Origin of the sequence: Pseudomonas sp. LFS074 (assembly GCF_047978165.1) — a bacterium.
In the GTDB taxonomy this organism is placed as follows: Bacteria; Pseudomonadota; Gammaproteobacteria; order Pseudomonadales; family Pseudomonadaceae; genus Aquipseudomonas; species Aquipseudomonas putida_P.
Window position 1 is genome coordinate 588,973 of sequence record NZ_JBFPFV010000001.1, and the last position, 22,071, is coordinate 611,043.

A 22,071-nucleotide genomic window follows, 5' to 3' on the forward strand; every position below is an offset into this window, starting at 1 on the left:
GCCGCAAAGTGGCCCCGAGGGTTACAGCCCGAGCTTGGCCATGCGAGCCTTCACCGAAGCCTCGATCCCGGCTGCATCCAGCCCGCACTCTGCCAGCATTTGCGCAGGCTTGGCGTGCTCGACATAGATATCCGGCAGCCCCAGGTGCAGCAGCGGCTTGAGCACCGCCTGACTGGCCAGGAACTCACCCACGGCAGCGCCCGCACCACCCATGATGGCGTTCTCTTCGATGGTTACCAGCAGTTCGTGGCTGCCAGCCAGCTCCAGCACCAAGGCCTCGTCCAGCGGCTTGACGAAGCGCATGTCGACCACCGTGGCGTTGATCTGCTCGGCCACCTGCATGGCCTCGGCCAGTTGCACGCCGAACACCAGCAAGGCGACTTTCTCGCCTTGGCGGCGAACCACGCCCTTGCCGATTTCCAGTGGCTGCAGGTCACCGCTGATCGGCGCGTTCGGGCCAGTGCCACGCGGGTAGCGCACGGCCGCTGGGCCGTTGTACAGGTGGCCGGTGCTGAGCATCTTGCGCAGCTCGTTCTCGTCGCTAGGCGTCATCACCAGCATGCCCGGAATGCAGCGCAGGTACGACAGGTCGTAGCTGCCGGCGTGGGTCGGGCCGTCTTCGCCGACCAGGCCGGCGCGGTCGATGGCGAACAGCACGTCGAGGTTCTGCACGGCCACGTCGTGGATCAGCTGGTCGTAGGCACGCTGCAGGAAGGTGGAGTAGATCGCCACCACCGGCTTGCTGCCCTCGCAGGCCATGCCGGCCGCCAGGGTCACGGCGTGCTGCTCGGCGATGGCCACGTCGAAGTAGCGTTGCGGGTAGCGTTCGCTGAAGTCGACCAGGTCCGAGCCTTCCTTCATCGCCGGGGTAATGCCCACCAGGCGGTTGTCGGCGGCGGCCATGTCGCACAGCCACTGGCCGAACACGGCGGAATATTTCGGGCCGCTGACTTTCTTCGGCGCGGCTGGCTTGTCGGCTGGCTCCAGCTTGGTGATGGCGTGGTAGCCGATCGGGTCGACCTCGGCCGGGGCGAAGCCCTTGCCCTTCTTGGTCACCACGTGCAGGAACTGCGGGCCCTTCAGGTCACGCATGTTGCGCAAGGTGGCGATCATGGTCGGCAGGTCGTGGCCGTCGATCGGGCCGATGTAGTTCCAGCCCAGCTCTTCGAACAGCGTACCTGGCACCAGCATGCCCTTGGCGTACTCCTCGGTGCGGCGGGCGATTTCCCAGGCACCTGGCAGGCGCGACAGCACTTTCTTGCTGCCTTCGCGCATGCTCGCGTAGGTGCGGCTGGAGAGGATCTTGGCCAGGTAGTTGGACAGGCCGCCGACATTGCGCGAAATCGACATGTCGTTGTCGTTGAGGATCACCAGCATGTCGGCGTTGACCTCCTGGGCGTGGTTCAACGCCTCGAAGGCCATACCGGCGGTCAGCGCGCCATCGCCGATCACCGCGATCGACTTGCGTGCACTGTTTTGCAGACGGGCGGCAATGGCCATGCCCAGCGCGGCGCTGATGGAGGTGCTGGAGTGGCCGACGCCAAAGGTGTCGTACTCGCTTTCGCTGCGGCGCGGGAAGGCGGCGATGCCGTCCTTCTGGCGCAGGCTGAGCATGCGGTTACGGCGCCCGGTGAGGATCTTGTGCGGGTAGGCCTGGTGGCCCACGTCCCACACCAGCCGGTCGTCCGGGGTGTCGAACACGTAGTGCAGGGCGATGGTCAGCTCGATCACGCCCAGACCGGCACCAAAGTGCCCACCGGTCTGCCCCACGGTATAGAGCAGTTCCTGGCGCAATTCGTCGGCCAGGGTCTCCAGGTCGGCTTCGGCCAACCGGCGCAGGCCGGCAGGCGTGTCAGCGCGGTCGAGCAACGGCGTGACCGGGCGTTCGCGGGGGATCTCTTGAAACGTCGTGGGCATCAGGCGAGTCGTTATAGGTGTGTGAAGACGCGGCAGTTTACCCCATTGTAGGAAATACTGCCCATTCAGACGGGTGTCGCATGGGGCGCGCAGCGGCCCCAATCCATCAGTTACGGCGTTCGACGATGTAGCGCGCCAGCGCCCGCAGCGGCTCGGCCGTTTCACCGAACCCTTGCAGTGCGATCAGCGCCTGGTCGCGCAGTTCGATTGCATAGGCCTTGGCCGCTTCCAGGCCCAGCAGGGCCGGATAGGTCGGTTTGTCACGGGCTATGTCGGCGCCCTGGCGTTTACCCAGGGTGGCGGTATCGCTTTCCACATCGAGGATATCGTCCTGCACCTGGAATGCCAGGCCGATGGCCTGTGCATAAGTTTGCAGGGCATCGAGCTGCGCTTGTTCGGCGCGGGCACTGGCCAGGGCGCCGAGGCGGACGCTGGCTTCGATCAGCGCGCCGGTCTTGTGTCGGTGCATGAATTCCAGCGCCTGCTGGTCCAGCTTCAGGCCCACTGAGCCGAGGTCGATGGCCTGGCCGCCGACCATGCCGGCCGGGCCGGCAGCCTTGGCCAATGCCTGGACCATGGCCAGGCGGATGTTGTCTGCCTGCGGGCTCAGGTGTGGGTCGAGCAGGGCGCTGAACGCCAGGCTCTGCAGGCCGTCGCCAGCCAGGATGGCGCAGGCTTCATCGAACGCTTTGTGAGTGGTTGGCTGGCCGCGACGCAGGTCGTCGTCGTCCATGGCCGGCAGGTCGTCATGCACCAGCGAGTAAGCGTGGATCAGCTCGACCGCGCAGGCGGCGCCGTTGGCCTGTTCGGCGGGTGCGCCCAGGGCTTCGCAGGCCGCGTAGGCCAGCAACGGGCGCACGCGCTTGCCGCCGTTCATCACGCTGTAGCGCATGGCGGCGTAAAGGCGCTCCAGCTCTTTGGTCGGGGCGATGAACAGCGGTTCGAGGGCGGTATCGACCCGCGCCTGGCAACTGGCCTGGTAGGTACCAATCATACGTCTGGCTCCGCGTCGAAGGGCTGGGCAGCCAGCTCGCCGTCGCGCTCCAGCAGAATTTGCACCTTCTGTTCGGCCTGGGCCAGGGCGCCCTGGCAATCACGGGTCAGGGCGATGCCTTGTTCGAAGGCGGCCAGCGACTCTTCCAGCGACAACTCGCCGTTCTCCAGGCGCTCGACCAGTGCTTGCAGGTCTGCGAGGGATTGCTCGAAATCGAGGGAGGCTTTTTTGCGGGCCATGGCGACTGTCTCGGTGGCATTCAGAACGGCGCGACACTAGCAGAGCGGGGCGGGGGGAGCAAACTTCAGGGGCAATGAGGTGGGTATCAAGGGCTCTTTCGCGGGCACCCCCGCTGCCACAGGTACTCCACAGCCTTGAAGAACTGTGGGGTACCTGTGGCAGCGGGCGTGAACGCGAACAACCTGAAGGTGACCTATCAGGCTGGCTCTGCTTCCAGCTCCAACAAGGCCTCACGATACCGCGCCAGTTCTTCGATGGTGAGCACCGGCAAATTGTACTGCCGCGCATACACCGCCACCTGCTCGCCCCGGGCCATGCTGCCATCGGGGTTCATCAGTTCGCACAACACAGCCGCCGGGCGCAGGCCAGCCAGGCGCGCCAGGTCAACCGAACCTTCGGTGTGCCCACGGCGGGTCAGTACCCCGCCATTGCGGGCGCGCAGCGGGAACACATGGCCTGGGCTGACGATATGGCGCTGTTCGGCGCTGGAACGCAGTGCCGCGTCGATGGTGGTGATACGGTCCTGGGCAGAAACCCCGGTGGTAATGCCTTCTGCTGCCTCGATGGTGACGGTGAAGCCGGTGCCGTGGCGGGCCTGGTTGTTCTGCACCATCGGTGCCAGCTGCAGCGCGTCGACGGTGGCTTCATCCAGGCACAGGCAGACGATACCGCTGCAGTCGCGGATCATCATGGCCATGGTCTGCAACGTAATGTTCTCGGCGGCGGCAATGATGTCCGCTTCGTCCTCGCGGTCGTTATCGTCGAGCAGCAGTACAGGGCGCCCGGCCTGGAAGGCGGCGATGGCGGCGGAAACATTGGGAAATTGCGAAAGGTGCTGGGTGGACATGAAACGCTCCTCGTGAATGATCGATGAACGTCTCGGGGCGAACAAAATGCGCGCGCAAGGGCGCCCGAATGGCCCCTGCCTGACGCCTTCTTTCATCCGGACTATGACCGTCGGCTCTGGAGTTGCACCAGATCTGCTGACCCCCGGCATGGCCGGGGCGCTCGCGGGCTCATCTTTCGATTTACCGCCGGTGGGGACTTTCACCCCGCCCTGAAGACCGGGCAAGCATACCGCACAGTGCCACCCCACTGGCAACCCGCTGTTCTACGACCTTCGGCGGTATCATGCAGGCATGGCCTTTCTGGAGTACCCCCATGGACATTCTCCAAGTCGCCGGCGGCAAGCCGGTCAAATTATGGACTGATGGCGTGCCGGTCGAGGAGGACGCCCGCCGGCAACTGATGAACACGGCCAGGATGCCGTTCATCTTCAAGCATCTGGCGGTGATGCCGGACGTGCACCTGGGCAAGGGCTCGACCATCGGCAGCGTGATCCCCACGGTCAGTGCGATCATTCCCGCAGCGGTTGGCGTGGACATCGGCTGCGGCATGATCGCTGCGCGCACTTCTTTGCACGCCCGTGACCTGCCAGACAACCTGCATGGCCTGCGCAGCGCCATCGAGCAGGCGGTGCCCCATGGCAAAACCTTCGGCAAACGTGACCAGGGCGCCTGGGCCGATGTGCCGGCCAAGGCAGACAAGGCCTGGGGCCAGTTGGCCGGGCGCTTCAAGGCCATTACCGACAAGTACCCGCGCCTGGAGAAGACCAACAACCGTCACCACCTGGGCACCTTGGGCGGTGGCAACCACTTCATCGAAGTGTGCCTGGATGAGGCCGACCGCGTCTGGTTCATGCTGCACAGCGGCTCGCGCGGTGTGGGCAATGCCATCGGCAACCTGTTCATCGAACTGGCCCAGGCCGACATGCGTCAGCACCTGGCCAACCTGCCGGACAAGGACCTGGCGTATTTCGAGGAAGGCAGTCGCCATTTCGCGGACTACGTCCAGGCCGTGGAGTGGGCACAGGACTACGCCCGGCAGAACCGCGAGCTGATGATGCTGGCCGTGGTCGGCGCTGCTCGCAAGGCGCTGGGCAAACCGTTCGAGGCCAGCCTGGAAGCGGTGAACTGCCACCACAACTATGTACAGCGTGAGCAGCACTTTGGCCGCGAAGTGTTGGTCACGCGCAAGGGGGCGGTGTCGGCGCAGAAGGGGCAGTTGGGCATCATCCCAGGCTCCATGGGCGCCAGAAGCTTCATCGTGCGTGGGCTGGGCAATGAGGAGTCGTTCTGCTCCTGCAGCCATGGCGCTGGGCGCGTGATGAGCCGGACCAAGGCCAAAAGCCGCTTCACCGTCGAGGACCAACGGCGGGCCACGGCGCATGTGGAATGCCGCAAGGACAAGGATGTAATCGACGAAATCCCGATGGCGTACAAGGACATCGACGCGGTGATGCGTGCCCAGCAGGCGCTTGTCGAGGTGGTTCACACCCTGCGGCAGGTGGTGTGTGTGAAGGGCTAGCCAGGAGCGCCTCGAACAACTGCAGCCGGATACGTCGTTATCTGGCCAGCTGCTTGAGCACCGTACGCAAAGAAGCCCCCAGCATTTGCCCATGGTCCAGCCCCTCGAACCGTTCGAAGCGCACCTGAAGGCCTTTTACCTTGGCCAGGTCTGCCGTCAGTTCGCGCGCGGGCTTCTCCACATCGCCCTTTAACTGCGCCCTGGGGCTCGCAGGTTCCTCGCTGCCCCGCATCAGTAGCAGCCGCGCAGGGTTGTTGCCCAAGCGCTGCTCAAGCCCCCGCGCCTCCTGCACGATGGCCCCGTCATGCCACCACAGTGATGGGCTGGCGGCGGCGTAGTCGCTGAATGCGCCGGGCCGGGTGAACAGTGTATGCAGCACGGCCAGCCCGCCGTAGGAGTGGCCCCACAGGGTTTGCCTTCGCAGGTCGATGGGTGCCACGCCAGCCACCTTGTTGCGCATGGGCCCGGTCAGCAGGTCAACGAACGCCTCCACGCCGCCACTGGGCTCCCCGGTCAACGGGTCGTGTTGTTCTGTCCGCCCAGGCAATGCCGGGGTGTAGTCATAGGTGCGCGCAGTTCGCTCGATACGCTGGTCGGTCTGGTAACCCACGGCCACAAGCAATGGCGCCTGACCGGCAGCGAGCTTGCCCAGTTGCTGGCTGTCCAGCGCCCCTAGCGCGGCATTGCCATCGAGCATCCACAGCACCGGATACCCGGATGCGGGTGCCGGGCGGTTCGGCTGGCCGACCCACAGGCGGTAGTGGCGCTGGCCGTCTGCCGAGTCCATATCGAGATGGCTGAAGCGGTACGCCAGGCCCTTGCGCTGCAGCAGCGAAGTGTCCATTTTCTGGTTGTGCTCGGGCTGCGCCAGGGCGACAGGGGCTGCAAGGGCCAGTGCCAAAGCCAGCGTCAGGGTCATCTTGCTCATCAGGCGTCTCGTCAGGGCTTTGCGAGGAGCGCAAGGCGGGTGCGCCAAGATGATAATCAGTCCTGATTGGGCGTAAAGCGCATTAACTTTCTAAACAGTCCCTGGCAAGCGGCAAGGTCATGTGCAGGCACAGGCCAGGGTGGCCGTTGCTGGCCCACAAGCGGCCACCTTGCAGCTCGATGGCGCGGCGGGCGATGGCCAGGCCCAGGCCGAAGCCCGCTCCGCTACCGGCCAGGCGCTGGTAAGGCTTGAAGATGCGTTCCAGGTCGATGTCAGGCACACCGGGGCCTTGATCGCTCAGGCGCAGGTGCCAGCAATCGCCCTCACGCCAGCCATCCAGGCTCACCCGGCCCTCGGCCGGCGAGTGGCGAATGGCATTGCGCAGCAGGTTTTCCAGGGCTTGGGCCAGGCTGTCCAAGTGAGCCTGTACCCGGCAGTCGGTACCGAGCGAACACGGCAGGCGCGACGGGGCCCAGCCGCTTTCGAAGCAAACGTCCTGGCACAGTGCTTCCCATACCGAAAGCATCAACACCGGTTCGGTCGGCAGGCTGGGCTGTTCGGTGTCCATCCAGGCCAGGTCCAGCGTGTCTTCCAGCAGCTTTTGCATGTCGGCGACTTCGCGGTCCAGGCGTTCGCGCAGTTGTGGCGGTGGCAAGTCGCTGTCATGGGCAATGCGCAGCCGCGCCAGTGGCGTGCGCAATTCGTGAGACAGTGTGCGCAACAGCAGGCGCTGTTGTTCCAGGCTCTGGCGCAGGCGCCCGGCCATGTGTTCGAAGGCCTGTGCCAGTTCACCCAGCTCGTCACGGCGTTCCTGCAGGGGCAGGGCGGGGCTGTCCAGGTCGTCGGCACGCAGGGCGTCGGCGCGGTCGCGCAGGCGGTTCAGCGGTACGACCAAATGTCGGTACAACGCCAGGCCCAGCAGCAGTGCGAGCAGTGCGGGTGCAACGCCGTGGGTGATCACATGGGTCCACGGTGTCAGGCCGGTGGGCAGCAGGCGCTCGGGCAGTTGCAGCACCAGGCGGCCGTGCTCGGGGTGTTGCGGGAACTCGATGCTGACATACGGCAGCTCATCCTGCAGGCGCCGGCTCATTGGCCAGTCGAGTTTGCGCATGAAGGTCAGGTGGCTGGCTTGCTCGGCATTCAGTGGCGTGGTGCCAAGGCTTTGCAGGTGCGGCCCGACCAAGGCAACCCAGGTGTCCTCGGCTTGTTCCAGTTGCCTGCGCCAGGCCTCGGCGCCTTCCGCGCCGCCCTGGTTCCAGGCCTGTTCGGCTTGTTGTGCATAGCGGGCCAGGTAATCCTGGTCGCCCTGGGACAGGAAGTAGGTACTGCGCTCTACCGACAGGCCCCAGGTCCAGATCAGCCAGACCAGCAGCAGGCAGAAGCTGACCTGCAGTACCGCCAGTTTCCATAGCAAAGGGTGGCGACGCATCAGGGCTGTTCCGTGTCGATCAGGACATACCCTTGGCCACGCACGGCCTGGATCTGCAGGTGCTGGGCACTGATGTCGGCCAGCTTGCGGCGCAGGTTGCACACATGCACGTCCAGGCCCCTGTCCAGGCGGGTATAGGCCCGGTGCAGCACGCTCCGGTACAGGAAGGGTTTGCTCAAGGCTTCGCCGGGGTGCGCCCGCAGCGTCACCAGCAAGCGGAATTCGGAAGCGGTGAGGCCAGCGGCATTGCCGTTGTGGATAACGTCTTGACGGTCGTGGTCCAGCATCACCTCGCCGACGTCGGTACGCAGCGCCGTGCCACGGTCGAATGCCACACGCCGCAGCAAGGCGTCGACCCGGGCGTCCAGCTCCGCCAGGCTGAAGGGCTTGGGCAGGTAATCGTCCGCGCCACGGGTAAAGCCGCTGATGCGATCTTGCTCGGCGCCTAGCGCCGACATCAGCATGACCGGTACCGCCTGTTGTCGGCGCAGCTCGTCGAGCAGGCTGAGGCCGTCGATGCCTGGCAGCATGATGTCCAACAGCACCAAATCGAACTGCGATTGCTGTATGGCATTCAGTGCCTGGGTGCCGCTGGCGCAGGCGTGCACCTGGAAACCGCGGTTGAGGAAATGGCGTTCCAGGTCTTGAAGCAGGCGAGGGTCGTCTTCGACAAGGAGAAGTGAGGTGGGCACGGCGAGCCTTGAATGAGAACTTCTATCAGTTACGAATCATCCCATTGCCAGCGGCCCGAGGGCAACGCCCCAATGTGTTAAGAAGGTTAATGATGCTGCACCCCCGTTTTCGCTCCGGTATCGTTCGCAAAAAGCAACTTGTTTCGTTTGCGAATTATTATCACTTGGGCGAAGGGTGTGGCATGAACGGTTTCAAAGGTGTGGGGAGCCCGCGACGGGTGCGGGGCTGGCTGGTACTGGGGCTGCTGGCGCCATTTTCGTTGTCGGCACTGGCTGAAACTGTAGCGACTCAGGCGGCAGCCGAGGATGCCTCGCTCGACCTGCCAGCATTGACCATCGAGGGCAACCGCCTTTACGACATGCTGCCATCGGAAGAAACCGGGGGCTACAGCGTCGATGCCGCTACAGTGGGCACCAAGACGCCAGCAGCGCTAAAGGACATTCCCCAGTCCATCACCGTCTACACCCAGGACTACGTCAAGGACCGCCAGTTCGTGCACCTGGATGACCTGGCCAAGTACACCGCCGGCCTGCGCACCCTGACCAACGATAGCGGCCGCTCGTCAATCTACGCCCGTGGCTACGAGTACAGCGAATTCAACATCGACGGCCTGCCGGCCCCCATGGCCAGTATCTTCGGCACTGTGCCGTCGCTGGCGGCGTTCGACCGAGTCGAAATCATGCGTGGCCCGGCTGGGCTGTTCAGCAGTACCAGTGAACTGGGTGGCATCGTCAACATGGTGCGCAAGCGCCCGACGGCCGAATTCCAGGGCCACATCGAAGGCAGCTACGGCACCTGGGACACCAACCACGAGGAAATCGACCTGAGCGGGCCGCTGGATGACGCCGGCCGCGTGCGCGGGCGCTTCATCGCATCCCGTGACGACACCAATGGCGAAGTCGATTACAACGCCAACACCAGTAACAGCTACTACGGTGCGCTGGACATCGACCTGGACGAGGCCACCACGCTGTCGTTCGGGCTGATGCACGAAGTGAAGAACATCACCCCGCACAACGGCTACCCGGCCACGTTGTCCGGTGAAGTGCCCGACTTCAGCCATTCGCGTTTCCTGGGGGCCGACTGGAACTACTTCGACGGCAAGACCACCGACCTGGTTGCTGAACTGACCCACCGCTTCGATAACGGTGGCTACGGCCGTGTCGCTGCCCGTGGCTCGCACCGCGATACAAATTACCTGTATGCCTTCACTGCGACCAACGCCACTACCGGTGCCAACTCCGAACGCGCCAGCGCCCGCGATTTCACCCAGGACACCTACTCGCTGGACGCCAGCTACAGCCAGCCGTTCGAAACATTCGGCCAGGTCAGCGAGTTCGTGGTCGGCAGCGACTATAAGAACTACGATACCGAGTACCTCAACGGCACCACCAACCTGGGTGCCATCAACGTCAACACCTATTCGCCGAAGCAGTTCGCCAAGCCGTCGCCCAACTACAGCACCGAAACCGGCATGCAGGAAGAGGAATACGGGCTGTACTCCAAGGTTACGTTCCGCCCGATCGATCGCCTGGCGCTGATCGCCGGTGGTCGTTTCAGCTGGTATCGCGGTGACTTCTACACCACTACCCTGAGCAGCGGCGCCACCACCAATGACAGCAAACGCGTGGACGGTCACTTCACTCCATATGGCGGCCTGGTCTACGACCTGACCGATAACCACGCGTTGTATGCCAGCTACTCGCAGGTGTTCAAGCCGCAGTCCGACACCGACAGCAACGGCCGCGTGCTGAAGCCGCGTGAAGGCGAGCAGTATGAGCTCGGCCTGAAGAGCAGCTACTTTGGCGGCGACCTGAATACCCGGTTGTCGGTGTTCCGGCTGACCGACAAGAACCGCGCCACCACGCTGTACGACGCTGATGGCGTAGCAACTACCGACTCCGTTGCAGCCGGCAAGACACGTGTGAAGGGCGCGGAAGTAGAAGTGAGCGGCAAGCTGACGGCAAATTGGGAACTGCTGGCCGGCTACACCTGGATGGAAACCGAAACCGTCAAGGGTGACGCCGAAACCACCTTCTTCATCATGCCGCGCAACCAGGCATCACTGTGGAGCAAATACACCATCAACCAAGGGCCGCTGACTGGCCTGGCCGTGGGTGGCGGCATATCGGCGATGAGCAACTTCTATTCCGAAAATGGCGGTGTGCGTATCGATGCACCGGGCTATGCCACAGTGGATGCGATGCTGTCGTACCCGGTTACCTCGAAGCTGACGGCCACCTTCAACGTCAACAACCTGTTCGATCGGGACTACCTGTCGCGGGTGGGGTCAACTTCGACATTCAACTTTTACGGGCCGTCGCGCAGCATGATGGTTGGCGCGCGGTATGACTTCTGATGCGTCGATATCCCAGGTGCGGCGCTCATTGAACGATATATATAGCTAGTTTGGCATGACTGTTTTTGGCGCCGGCTTACCGGCGCCATGACCGCCTGGTTTTTTTGCAGCACTGCGTGTGCAATCGGTTGAGTCGCACTAGAGTGTAGCCCTAGCGGAGTGCTTACTGCGTGTGCAGGAGGTCTGCAAGGACGCTGAAACGTTGTTGAGATGGACGGCTGGTTTTGAGGAGTAGGCCCCATGTAGACAATTCAACTGATCGTGTCCAGGCATCCCTGTGAGGGGAATATGATTGAAGACCCATATATCCTGTTTACCCGAATACCGATTGTTGTAAACGAGCAAGGTGAACTTTTTACTGACCCTTTGTGGGTCAAGGATATAGAGCTTCATCTGAGCTACATAGAAAACTTCGGCATCTGCTGCCCTGTTGAAAAAAGCAACAACGTCGAAGGGTTGCAAAGCATTAGTCATCTGAATGTGAAATGGCTTTACGGCTTGAGAAAAGACTATGGGCTTGCCTCTGTATTAAAGAATTTCCTACCCAATTTCATGTGCGTCGCCAAAGCCTGTAAATCGGCGAGGGTCGTGCATTCCGACGGTGCCGGTTGGGCATTTCCGTTGTCCTTCTACCTGCTGCCCCTGAAACCCCTGTTTCGCTTTCAATGGGTTGTTGTCATAGAGTCTTCATTCTGGATGCTGGGCCAGGGTGATACGCGGACGTTCAGGGCAGTCATCGAGCACTACGCACACTCCCTCCTGTTGAAACGCTGTTTGAAGCTGGCAAACGCCAGGATATTCACTCAATCTTTCTACAAGGAATATTTTCTCGGGGGCAACAATAGCCACACGTTAATTAACCCTGCCAGCTGGCTCGATAAGCAGTACATGGCGGCCCCGGAGGCAGTCAGGAGGCGATTCGAAGGTAGGCGTGAGCGTACACTCAACTTGCTTTACCCCTCACGCCTGGTCGTGGATAAAGGTGTCATGGTCGTTCTTGAAGCCATTGAACAACTGAACGTCGAAGGCGTTGAAATCACGATCACTCTCATGGGTGACGGGGATTTGAAAGCGCACTGCCTACGCTTTGCCGCTGAGTACCGTGGCGCCGTCGCGGTGAGGTTTCAGAGCGCAGTCGATTATGGCAAAGACTTTTTCACGATCATTGCCCAGCATGACTGGCTGTTGGTCCCGACATTGAAGCAGGAACAACCCCGAATCATATTCGATGCGTTCAGCCAGGGCGTTCCCGTCATCGGCTCCGACACATCCGGGGTGCAGGATATTACCAGCAGGCACAATGCGCTCACGTTTGAAACCGGTAACCCGTCCAGTTTGGCTGACCGTATTCGATATGCGGCGCGGCACCCCGAGCTGGCGCTGAAAATGGGGCTCGCGGGGCTGGACTATGCGACGGGGAAAACCCACTTGCAGATGCATCAGGTTCGTGAGGAATTCCTGAAGAGCAGCTTGAAGCTCTCGGCCAGCCCGCACATCTGACGCCACGTACGAGGATCTGCCGGTTGTAGCGTATACGACGGGGTATTAAAAAGCCGGCTTGTGGCCGGCTTCTCGGGGACGCTTCCGACTAATTTATGGTAAGCCGCAATCGCCTTAACTGTGTGGCCATCAAGGGCCTGAAAGAGATGGCAGATGCCCGTGTGGGATATCGCCGAGCCCTCTGGACCGCGGCTTGCGCCGGTCGGGGCTAAATGTGCCGCGTAGCATACAAGGGCCCGCGCAGGATGCCCAGCAAAAAATGGCACAGGGTGTTTCAGCCTGGCCGCTGCTGGCGGAAATGTGACCAGTGGAACACCCAGCCAAGGATCTCCAGCCCCTGCGCCTGGCGCTGCGCTGGGGTGTAGCGTTCGACCGCATAGTTACGCCGGTCATGGCTGTGCAGATAGAGCGTATCGTGCAGGCCAAGGCTGAGGCTGTTAACCCTGAGCATGCCGTTGTGCAGCAGGGCATAGGTCTCGCCATCGACCACTCGGGTCATGCTCAGGTCGATGGCCAGGGTGGCCTCCAGCGGAATCAACGGGAGCATGTTGCCGGCCGGCATCGCCAGGCAGATCGCGTTACCGGCCTGTACACCCAACCCCTTCAGGGCCTTTGCCGGCAGGCGCAGGTTTTTGCCCGCCACTGGCGACAGCAGGCTGTTATGCATCTCGTAATAAGGCACGTTCAGTACCCGGCCGTGTCGCACCGACAGCGGAGTGGGTGGGTTGGCGAGTGCCGGCTTTGGCGGGCCGTTGCGCAGGATCGGGTTGGGGTGTTTGGGCCCTTCACCGGTGCGCAGCCAACGGCGGTGCACACAAAACAGGTCGGCCAGCTCATCCAGCCGGGCCAAAGGCACACCGCGTTTGAACCAGTTGTTGACGTGCTGCGGTGTGACGCTGCGCTGGGCGGCGAAATCGGAAGGGGTCAGGCCGCATTCATGCAGCAGGGCCTTGAGGCGGTCACCGGAAGTGTTCATGGCAGCGAGTGTAGCGGCGGGGTGCCAGCAAGGATATGAACCGGGTGTTGATGGGGTTTGTGTGAAAAGAGGCCGCCTGTAGGGCGTTGGTGTAGGACTGCGTAGGATTTCTTACTAGTAATCAGCGCATCGCCCTTTCAGGCGTAAAAAAACCCCGCCAAGGCGGGGTTTTTTATGCAACCGGTATCAGCCCTTGTAGGCAGCAACCGATTTGGTGATCGCAGCACGGGCAGCGTCAGCGCCCTCCCAGCCTTCGATCTTGACCCACTTGCCCTTCTCGAGATCTTTGTAGTTGGCAAAGAAGTGCTCGATTTGCTGGATCAGCAGGGCTGGCAGGTCGGTGTATTCCTTCACGTCGACGTACAGCTGCGACAGCTTGTCGTGAGGAACGGCGATGACCTTGGCGTCGCCGCCGCCGTCGTCGGTCATGTTCAGTACGCCAACCGGGCGGGCGCGGATTACCGAGCCTGGCGCTACCGGATAAGGGGTAACCACCAGCACGTCCAGCGGGTCACCGTCGTCAGCCAGGGTGTTCGGGATGAAACCGTAGTTGGCTGGGTAGAACATTGGGGTAGCCATGAAGCGGTCGACGAACAGCGTGTCGCTGTCCTTGTCGATCTCGTATTTGATCGGCGCGTGGTTGGCCGGGATCTCGATGGCGACGTAGATGTCGTTCGGCAGGTCTTTGCCCGCCGGAATCTTGCTGTAGCTCATTGGGCAGTGCCCCCGTGTTTGACCAAAAAAGTGGCGGCGATTATAGGCACATTCTGCCGGGGCATGCCACGTCTGGCCTGATGTGCGGCCCCGTCAGGCGTGGCTTTCGCGGTACTCGGGGTGTTCGGCCTGCAGCCGGCAAAGGCGCGCCAGCGGGTCTTGCCGGTAGAACTGCGACAACTGGCGGTAGACCTGTGGATAAGCCTGATGCAGCAGGTCGGGGGCACTAAAGAAGTATTCGCTGGTGACGGCAAAGAATTCTGCCGGGTTTTCTGCAGCGTATGGGTCGATGGCGGTTTCGGCGTCAGGGTCGGCATCCAACTGGCGGTTGAGGTCGTCGTAAGCCTGCTGCATGGCTGTTGCCCACTCATCCACCGGCATGCCGCTGTGCAGTGGTGGCAGGCCGTTGGCATCGCCGTTGAGCATGTCGAGCTTGTGCGCCAGCTCATGGATGACCAGGTTGTAGGCCTCCCAGCCACCGCTGCCCAGCACGCCGTTCCAGGCGAGGATGATCGGCCCCTGTTGCCAGGCTTCGCCGCTGTGCTCGCCGTCCCACACATGCTCCACGCCACTGGCATCGCGGTGCCGCTGGGGGCTCTTGAAGTCGTCGGGGTACAGGATGATTTCGTGGAAGCCCTGGTACCAGTTCAGCTCGCCCAGGTGCAGCAGTGGCAACTGTGCCTGGGCGGCCAGCAACAGGCGCTGCTCGTCGTCCAGTTCGACGCCGGGCAGGCAGGTGAGGTGCTTGTCGAGCAGGAACAGGATGCAGGCTTCGCGCAGCCATTGGTCTTCTGCGTCAGTGATGCCGTCCAGCATGGGCAGGCGCTCGCGTACGGCCTGCCATTGCTGTGGCGTGATCGGGTAACGCGCCAGAGTGCGCTTGCGCCGCCAGGCGCTGAATGACCACATGCCGGTTGCTCTTGTGCGTGTTCAGTGAGCCTTGGCCGTGCGGCCCAGACGCCCACGCAGCAGGCCGAGAATCATCGGCACCAGCGACAGGATGATAATGCCCACCACCATCAGCGACAGGTGCTGCTTGATGAACGGCACGTTGCCGAAGAAATAACCCAGGGTGACCAGCCCGCCGACCCACAGCAGCGAGCCGGCGACACTGAAGCCAAGGAAGCGTGGGTAATGCATGTGGGCGATGCCGGCGACGAACGGCGCGAAGGTGCGCAGGATGGGCAGGAAGCGCGCGAGGGTCACGGTCTTGCCGCCATGGCGTTCATAGAACTCGTGGGTGCGTTGCAGGTAATCGCGGCGGAATATCTTGGAGTTGGGGTTGTTGAACAAGCGCTCGCCGGCCGTTCGGCCGATCACGTAATTGGTGCTGTCACCCAGGATCGCGGCAACCATCAGCAGGCCGGCCAGCAGGACAGGGTCCATACCGCCACCCGCAGCCACGGCGCCGGCGATGAACAGTAGCGAATCGCCCGGCAGGAAGGGCATTACCACCAGCCCGGTTTCGCAGAAGATCACGGTGAACAGGATGGCGTAGATCCAGGGACCGTAATTGGTGACCAGCAGATCGAGGTAAGCATCGAGATGCAGGATAAGGTCCAGCGGGTTGAAATCCATGTACAGCACCTGTGTTCTGGGGCGTAGGCTCGGTTACCTGGGGATGGGTAAAATTTCACACATGACAGAAGAGGCATTATACGGCTAAGTCAGGAACATGCCCGGGGAGTTTGTAGCGGGGGGTTACGATAGAGGTAATCCTGTGGCGGCCTCTTCGGGGGCGTGCCCGCGAAAAGGCCGCCACCGGTCAATCCTGGCTGATCGGCAGGATATAGCTCTTGAACTCGGTGTCTTCGCGAAAACCGATGGATTCGTAAGTCTTGTGTGCAACTTCGTTGTCCGCGCTGGTCGACACCCGCATGCGTACGGCGTTGGTGTCCTTGGCCATTTTCTTCGCTTCGCGCATCAGGTGGTCGGCCACCAGCATGCGCCGCGAGTCTTCGGCTACATAGATATCGTTGAGAATCCACACCCGCTTCAATGACAGCGACGAGTAGCTGGGGTACAGCTGGCAGAAGCCCATCAGTTTGCTGTCGTCATCATCCGGTAGCGCCAGGTAGATCACCGATTCATCCCGTTTCAGGCGCTTTTCCAAAAAGCTGCGCGAGCTGTCGGGGTAGGGCAGCTGACCATAGAACTCGCGGTATTTGACGAACAATGGCGTGAGCAGGTCGAGGTGTTCCAGGGTTGCCTTGATGATGCGCATGTGCGGCCCTCAGAGTCCATTTTGGGAAACAGCGGAATGCCAGCAGCTTTCAAGGGCATGCTGCCCAATGCGCGGCACAAGTGCAATCCGCCTTCCGTGACATGTTTTTTACCCTTTGCCGAGCAGGAAGTTACCTTTCTGGCTGGCACTGCCTTCACTCTCCAGGCTATGGACCTCGGCCTCGTCCTTCAAATTCACCCCGGAAAGTTGGCGCCGGCAGGCTTCGCGCATCAAGTACAGCAGGCGGTGAGCCGCCATGCCATAGCTCAGCCCCTCCAGGCGGATGTTGGAAATGCAGTTGCGGTAGGCGTCGGTCAGGCCAACCTTCGGTGCATAGGTGAAATACAAGCCCAGGCTGTCAGGCGAACTCAGCCCCGGGCGTTCGCCGATCAGCATCACTGTCATGCGTGCGCCGAGCAGCTCGCCGACCTCATCGGCCACTGCCACACGGCCTTGCTGCACCAGCACCACCGGGGCGCTGGTCCAGCCGTCGGCGGCGGCCTGCTCCTCGAAGCGGTTCAGAAACGGCAGGGTGTGGCGATGCACGGCCAGCGCCGAGAGGCCGTCGGCGACCACGATGGCCAGGTCGACGCCGCCGGGGTTGGCCTGGGTGTGCTGGCGCAGGGTGGCAATCGAGTCTTCGTTCAGCCGTCGCCCCAAGTCCGGGCGCTGCAGGTACTGGTGGCGGTCGCTGGCGGCGCTGTGCAGCACCAGGCTGTCGCGCCCGCGATCACTCAGCTGGCTGGCCAGGCCGGCGTGGTCGAAGGCCAGGTGTACGGCATCGCGGGCCTGGGCATGGGCGAACTGGAAGTCCAGTTGCGCGCCGGTCGGCAGGCTGGTGCCGGTGCGGCCCAGGGCGATGCGCGCCGGGGTCAGGTTGCGCAGGGCCAGCCAAGGGTTGTCGGGGGTAGGCGTGCGATGGTCCATGGTCATCCCTATGCAAGCTGTGCCAGGGCCTGGCGAAAGGCCGGTGGCAGGTTGTCACCAAAGCGCACCCGGCCATCGGCCTGGGTGAAGATGCCGGTGCGGGCCAGCCATGCCTCGAATTCCGGCCCAGGCTTCAGGCCGAGGGTCTGGCGCGCGTACAGCGCGTCATGGAACGAGGTGGTCTGGTAGTTGAGCATGATGTCGTCGGAGCCGGGGATGCCCATGATGAAGTTGATCCCGGCCACACCCAGCAAGGTCAGCAGGGTGTCCATGTCATCCTGGTCGGCTTCGGCGTGGTTGGTGTAGCAGATGTCGCAGCCCATCGGCACACCCAGCAGCTTGCCGCAGAAGTGGTCTTCAAGGCCTGCGCGGATGATCTGCTTGCCGTTGTACAGGTACTCCGGGCCAATGAAGCCGACCACGGTGTTGACCAGAAACGGCTTGAAGTGGCGGGCCACGGCATAGGCGCGGGTTTCGCAGGTTTGCTGGTCGACGCCATGGTGGGCGTTGGCCGACAGTGCGCTGCCCTGGCCGGTTTCGAAATACATCAGGTTTTGCCCAAGGGTGCCACGTTTCAACGACAGGCCGGCTTCGTAGCCTTCCTGCAACACGTTCAGGTTGATACCGAAGCCAGCGTTGGCTGCCTCGGTGCCGGCGATGGACTGGAACACCAGGTCCAGGGGCACGCCACGGTTGATCGCTTCGATCGAGGTGGTGACGTGGGTCAGCACGCAGGACTGAGTAGGGATGTCGTAGCGTTGGATGATGGCATCGAGCATTTCCAGCAGGGCGCAGATCGAGGCGATGCTGTCGGTGGCCGGGTTGATGCCGATCATGGCGTCGCCGTTGCCGTACAGCAGGCCGTCGAGAATGCTGGCGGCAATACCGGCCGGTTCGTCGGTCGGGTGGTTGGGTTGCAACCGCGTCGACAGGCGCCCGCGCAGGCCCATGGTGCCGCGAAAGCGCGTGACCACGCGGATCTTCTGCGCCACCAGCACCAGGTCCTGCACGCGCATGATCTTCGACACCGCTGCCGCCATTTCGGGTGTCAGCCCGGGCGCCAGGGCGCGAAGGCTGTCTTCATCGGCCTCTTCGCTGAGCAGCCAGTCGCGCAGGCCGCCCACGGTCAGGTGGCTGACCGGGGCGAAAGCCTGGGCGTCGTGTGTATCGACGATAAGGCGGGTGACCTCGTCATCCTCGTAAGGGATCAGGGCTTCGTTGAGGAAGTGCGTCAGTGGGATATTGGCCAACGCCATCTGCGCCGCGACACGTTCGCCGTCGTTGCTGGCCGCGACGCCCGCCAGGTAGTCCCCCGAGCGTGCCGGGCTGGCCTTGGCCATTACGTCCTTGAGGCTGTCGAAGCGGTAGACCAGGTGGCCGACCGTGTGTACGAAACTTGCCATACAGAATCTCCAGAGCCGCGGGTTGCCCCGCGGCGGGTGGCGGCGATCAGTGCAGGGCCTCTTCGGCCTTCTGGATCGCGGCGAATTCCTCTTCCGGTGTGCCCGCGACCAGGTGGTGGCGGCTGTAGAAAGCAAAGTAGGCAATTAATACCGCATAGATCACTGCGGCGCCAATCACCACCCGTGGGTCGACCAGGAAGCCGGCGACCACGGCGATGCACGCCAGCACCAAGGCTACGCCCGAGGTGAAGACGCCACCCGGGGTGCGGTATGGGCGTTCCATCTTCGGCCGGCGGATGCGCAAGGTGATGTGCGCGGCCATCATCAGCACGTAAGACAGGGTAGCGCCGAATACGGCAACCAGGATCAGCAGGTCACCCTGGCCGGTCAGCGACAAGGCAAAACCGATGATGCCAGGGATGATCAAGGCCAGCACCGGGGCCTTGCTCTTGTTGGTTTGCGACAATTTGCGGGGCAGGTAGCCCGCGCGGGACAGGGCGAAGATCTGCCGGGAATAGGCGTAGATGATCGAGAAGAAGCTGGCGATCAGCCCGGCCAGGCCCACCAGGTTGACGAAACCGCCCATCCAGGTGTTGCCGCCGTAGGCCTTGGACAATGCCTCGACCAGCGGGTTACCGGACGCTTTCAGGGCTTCGGACCCCGCACCGCCAGGCCCGACCACCAAGATCAGCAGGGCGAAGGCCAGCAGTACCAGCATGGCACCGATCAGGCCGCGTGGCAGGTCGCGCTTGGGGTTCTTGGTCTCTTCGGCGGCCAGTGGCACACCTTCTACGGCAAGGAAGAACCAGATGGCGTAAGGAATCGCCGCCCACACACCGACATAGCCGAACGGCAGGAAGCTGCTGGCGCCTACCGCGTCCGTTTTGGCGATGTCGAACAGGTTGGCTGCATCAAAATGGGGCACCATGCTCACCAGGAACACCGCCAGGGCGATGGCTGCGATAGCGGTGATGATGAACATCAGCTTCAACGCCTCACCCACGCCAAAGATGTGGATGCCGATGAACACGATGTAGAACGCCAGGTAGATCATCCAGCCGCCGATGCCGAACAGTGACTGGCAGTAGGCGCCGATGAACACGGCGATGGCGGCGGGTGCGATGGCGTATTCGATGAGGATCGCCGTCCCGGTCAGGAAGCCGCCCCACGGGCCGAAGGCGCTGCGGGCAAAGCCGTAGCCGCCGCCTGCGGTGGGGATCATCGACGACAGCTCGGCCAATGAGAAACACATGCACAGGTACATGGTGGCCATCAGCAGGGTGGCCAGGAACATGCCACCCCAGCCGCCCTGGGCCAGGCCGAAGTTCCAGCCAGCGTAGTCGCCGGAGATGACATAGGCCACGCCCAGGCCGACCAGCAGTACCCAGCCGGCGGCGCCTTTTTTCAGTTCACGTTGCTGGAAATAGTCCGAACCGACTTTTTCGAAGTCTACGGAAGAGCCTGCCGGCGAGCCGGCGGAATGATCGCTTGGCATAGTTTCACCTGTTGTTTTTCTTGGTGGCCGGAAGGGTTCCGGGCCGATGGTGATGGGTACTGCAGGAAGCGAGCCAGAGCGGTTGGTGCACGGCAACCGCTTTGGCATTGTTAAATGCAGGCCCGGCCTCGTCGCGCGCTTGCCCGCCCTCACAGGGATTGCACAACATTCAAGTCATGTGCAGAGCTTGTGGGAGCGGGCGAGCCCGCGAGGGCCGCGACGCGGATTAGAAGAAGCCCAGCGGATTGATGTCGTAGCTCACCAGCAGGTTCTTGGTCTGCTGATAGTGGTCGAGCATCATCTTGTGCGTCTCACGGCCAACACCGGACTTCTTGTACCCGCCAAACGCGGCATGCGCCGGGTACAGGTGGTAGCAGTTGGTCCATACACGGCCAGCCTTGATGCCACGGCCCATGCGGTAGGCACGGTTGATGTCGCGGGTCCATACGCCGGCGCCCAGGCCGAACTCGGTGTCGTTGGCAATCGCCAGCGCTTCGGCTTCGTCCTTGAAGGTGGTGACGCTGACCACCGGGCCGAAGATTTCTTCCTGGAACACGCGCATCTTGTTGTTGCCCTTGAGCAGGGTCGGTTGGATGTAGTAACCGGTGGCCAGCGAGCCTTCCAGTTTTTCCACCTTGCCGCCGGTCAGCAGCTCGGCGCCTTCCTTCTGGGCGATGTCGAGGTACGACAGAATCTTCTCGAACTGCTGCTGCGAGGCCTGGGCGCCGACCATGGTGTCGGTGTCCAGCGGGTCGCCGCGCTTGATCTGCAGCACCTTCTTCATCACCACTTCCATGAACTGCGGGTAGATCGACTCCTGTACCAGTGCCCGCGATGGGCAGGTGCACACTTCGCCCTGGTTGAAGAATGCCAGCACCATGCCTTCGGCCGCCTTCTCGATGAAGCTTGGCTCGGCTTGCATGATGTCTTCGAAGTACACGTTCGGCGATTTGCCGCCCAGTTCGACAGTTGACGGGATGATGTTCTCGGCGGCGCATTTCATGATGTGCGAGCCAACCGGAGTCGAGCCGGTGAAGGCGATCTTGGCGATGCGCTTGCTGGTGGCCAGGGCTTCACCGGCTTCGCGGCCATAGCCTTGCACCACGTTCAGCACGCCAGGTGGCAGCAGGTCGCCGATCACTTCCAGCAGCACGGTGATGCCCAGGGGCGTTTGCTCGGCAGGCTTGAGCACCACGCAGTTACCCGCGGCCAGCGCGGGCGCCAGCTTCCAGGCCGCCATCAGGATCGGGAAGTTCCACGGGATGATCTGCCCGACCACGCCCAGCGGCTCATGGATGTGATAGGCCACGGTGCCTTCGTTGATCTCGGCCGCGCCGCCTTCCTGGGCGCGGATGCAGCCAGCGAAGTAGCGGAAGTGGTCGACCGCCAGCGGGATGTCGGCGTTTAGGGTTTCGCGGATTGGCTTGCCGTTGTCCCAGGTTTCGGTAATGGCCAGCAGCTCGAGGTTCTGCTCGATACGGTCGGCAATCTTCAGCAGAACGTTGGAGCGGTCCTGCACCGACGTGCGGCCCCAGGCGTCGGCCGCAGCATGGGCGGCATCCAGGGCCTTGTCGATGTCTTCGGCAGTGGAGCGAGGGAATTCAGCGATCAGCTTGCCATTCACCGGGGAGGTATTTTCGAAGTACTGCCCCTTTACCGGAGGAACGAACTCACCACCGATGTAGTTGCCGTAGCGGCTCTTGAAGGAAACCTTCGCGCCTTCGGTACCGGGATGTGCGTAACGCATGGTGTGTCTCCTGGCTATTGTGTTTGTTAGGGAGTTGAAAAGCGTAGAGCAAAGGTTGGGCCAGCGTTGGCTGTGCCAGGCAAATCAATGACTTGGGTCAGTATCACGGCGCTGATCAACAGTCGCTGTGCCGGCGCCGGTACGCGCTGGGTGACATT

19 protein-coding genes and 1 riboswitch are annotated in these 22,071 nt (G+C 62.5%); of the genes, 3 read left to right on the forward strand and 16 right to left on the reverse strand.

The window, feature by feature from the left end:
- Positions 1 to 21 precede the first annotated feature (21 nt).
- From dxs to ribB, 4 genes are all read right to left on the reverse strand, one after another.
- Positions 22 to 1,917: a 1-deoxy-D-xylulose-5-phosphate synthase gene (gene dxs / locus ACNQP3_RS02745; protein WP_060515788.1), complete on the reverse strand. Its 1,896-nt coding sequence runs from the start codon at positions 1,915 to 1,917 to the stop codon at positions 22 to 24.
- Between the two features lie 106 nt (positions 1,918 to 2,023).
- Positions 2,024 to 2,911 carry a (2E,6E)-farnesyl diphosphate synthase gene (gene ispA, locus ACNQP3_RS02750; RefSeq protein ID WP_012270296.1) on the reverse strand — a complete coding sequence of 296 codons (888 nt, stop codon included), beginning with the start codon at positions 2,909 to 2,911 and terminating at the stop codon, positions 2,024 to 2,026.
- A complete protein-coding gene (locus ACNQP3_RS02755; protein WP_012270297.1) occupies positions 2,908 to 3,150 on the reverse strand; it encodes an exodeoxyribonuclease VII small subunit in 243 nt (80 codons plus the stop codon). Before ACNQP3_RS02755 ends, ispA begins: the two co-directional genes overlap by 4 nt.
- A gap of 197 nt (positions 3,151 to 3,347) precedes the next feature.
- Positions 3,348 to 3,998, reverse strand: coding sequence for a 3,4-dihydroxy-2-butanone-4-phosphate synthase (gene ribB / locus ACNQP3_RS02760; protein WP_012270298.1), 651 nt, complete (start codon positions 3,996 to 3,998; stop codon positions 3,348 to 3,350).
- An 80-nt stretch (positions 3,999 to 4,078) separates the two neighbouring features.
- Positions 4,079 to 4,220, reverse strand: a riboswitch (FMN riboswitch).
- A 92-nt stretch (positions 4,221 to 4,312) separates the two neighbouring features.
- Between ribB and ACNQP3_RS02765 the strand changes: the two genes are divergently transcribed.
- On the forward strand, positions 4,313 to 5,518 hold the full coding sequence (locus tag ACNQP3_RS02765) for an RtcB family protein (RefSeq protein WP_264316766.1): 1,206 nt from the start codon (positions 4,313 to 4,315) through the stop codon (positions 5,516 to 5,518).
- A gap of 37 nt (positions 5,519 to 5,555) precedes the next feature.
- Here ACNQP3_RS02765 and ACNQP3_RS02770 read toward each other — a convergent pair whose 3' ends face one another.
- The 3 genes from ACNQP3_RS02770 to ACNQP3_RS02780 form a co-directional block, all read right to left on the reverse strand.
- Positions 5,556 to 6,446, reverse strand: coding sequence for an alpha/beta hydrolase (locus ACNQP3_RS02770; RefSeq protein ID WP_264316767.1), 891 nt, complete (start codon positions 6,444 to 6,446; stop codon positions 5,556 to 5,558).
- An 82-nt stretch (positions 6,447 to 6,528) separates the two neighbouring features.
- Positions 6,529 to 7,875 (reverse strand): sensor histidine kinase, encoded by a 1,347-nt coding sequence (locus ACNQP3_RS02775; protein WP_060515785.1) that lies wholly within the window; start codon positions 7,873 to 7,875, stop codon positions 6,529 to 6,531.
- Positions 7,875 to 8,567: a response regulator transcription factor gene (locus ACNQP3_RS02780; protein WP_264316768.1), complete on the reverse strand. Its 693-nt coding sequence runs from the start codon at positions 8,565 to 8,567 to the stop codon at positions 7,875 to 7,877. The genes ACNQP3_RS02775 and ACNQP3_RS02780 overlap by 1 nt, the downstream gene beginning before the upstream one ends.
- 182 nt (positions 8,568 to 8,749) lie before the next feature.
- Between ACNQP3_RS02780 and ACNQP3_RS02785 the strand changes: the two genes are divergently transcribed.
- Both ACNQP3_RS02785 and ACNQP3_RS02790 read left to right on the forward strand, forming a co-directional pair.
- Positions 8,750 to 10,927 (forward strand): TonB-dependent siderophore receptor, encoded by a 2,178-nt coding sequence (locus ACNQP3_RS02785; RefSeq protein ID WP_012270303.1) that lies wholly within the window; start codon positions 8,750 to 8,752, stop codon positions 10,925 to 10,927.
- Positions 10,928 to 11,215: 288 nt separating this feature from the next.
- Positions 11,216 to 12,427 (forward strand): glycosyltransferase family 4 protein, encoded by a 1,212-nt coding sequence (locus tag ACNQP3_RS02790; RefSeq protein ID WP_012270304.1) that lies wholly within the window; start codon positions 11,216 to 11,218, stop codon positions 12,425 to 12,427.
- 274 nt (positions 12,428 to 12,701) lie between these two features.
- On the opposite strand, the gene ACNQP3_RS02795 is transcribed toward ACNQP3_RS02790, so the two are convergent.
- The 9 genes from ACNQP3_RS02795 to ACNQP3_RS02835 form a co-directional block, all read right to left on the reverse strand.
- The gene (locus ACNQP3_RS02795) at positions 12,702 to 13,403 is read right to left on the reverse strand and encodes a LexA family transcriptional regulator (protein WP_012270305.1); all 702 of its coding nucleotides are present in this window, start codon (positions 13,401 to 13,403) and stop codon (positions 12,702 to 12,704) included.
- Positions 13,404 to 13,589: 186 nt separating this feature from the next.
- On the reverse strand, positions 13,590 to 14,117 hold the full coding sequence (ppa, locus tag ACNQP3_RS02800; RefSeq protein WP_003255365.1) for an inorganic diphosphatase: 528 nt from the start codon (positions 14,115 to 14,117) through the stop codon (positions 13,590 to 13,592).
- 93 nt (positions 14,118 to 14,210) lie between these two features.
- The gene (locus ACNQP3_RS02805) at positions 14,211 to 15,026 is read right to left on the reverse strand and encodes a zinc-dependent peptidase (RefSeq protein ID WP_012270306.1); all 816 of its coding nucleotides are present in this window, start codon (positions 15,024 to 15,026) and stop codon (positions 14,211 to 14,213) included.
- A 21-nt stretch (positions 15,027 to 15,047) separates the two neighbouring features.
- On the reverse strand, positions 15,048 to 15,695 hold the full coding sequence (locus tag ACNQP3_RS02810) for a DedA family protein (RefSeq protein WP_012270307.1): 648 nt from the start codon (positions 15,693 to 15,695) through the stop codon (positions 15,048 to 15,050).
- A 187-nt stretch (positions 15,696 to 15,882) separates the two neighbouring features.
- Positions 15,883 to 16,341, reverse strand: coding sequence for a GNAT family N-acetyltransferase (locus ACNQP3_RS02815; protein WP_012270308.1), 459 nt, complete (start codon positions 16,339 to 16,341; stop codon positions 15,883 to 15,885).
- A 108-nt stretch (positions 16,342 to 16,449) separates the two neighbouring features.
- Positions 16,450 to 17,268 (reverse strand): ethanolamine ammonia-lyase subunit EutC, encoded by an 819-nt coding sequence (eutC, locus tag ACNQP3_RS02820; protein ID WP_012270309.1) that lies wholly within the window; start codon positions 17,266 to 17,268, stop codon positions 16,450 to 16,452.
- Positions 17,269 to 17,276: 8 nt separating this feature from the next.
- Entirely contained in the window at positions 17,277 to 18,671 is a 1,395-nt protein-coding gene (locus tag ACNQP3_RS02825) for an ethanolamine ammonia-lyase subunit EutB (RefSeq protein ID WP_264316769.1), read from the reverse strand.
- Between the two features lie 46 nt (positions 18,672 to 18,717).
- The gene (gene eat / locus ACNQP3_RS02830; protein WP_012270311.1) at positions 18,718 to 20,166 is read right to left on the reverse strand and encodes an ethanolamine permease; all 1,449 of its coding nucleotides are present in this window, start codon (positions 20,164 to 20,166) and stop codon (positions 18,718 to 18,720) included.
- Positions 20,167 to 20,392: 226 nt separating this feature from the next.
- Positions 20,393 to 21,913, reverse strand: a complete 1,521-nt coding sequence (locus tag ACNQP3_RS02835; RefSeq protein WP_012270312.1) for an aldehyde dehydrogenase family protein — start codon at positions 21,911 to 21,913, stop codon at positions 20,393 to 20,395.
- Positions 21,914 to 22,071 lie beyond the last annotated feature (158 nt).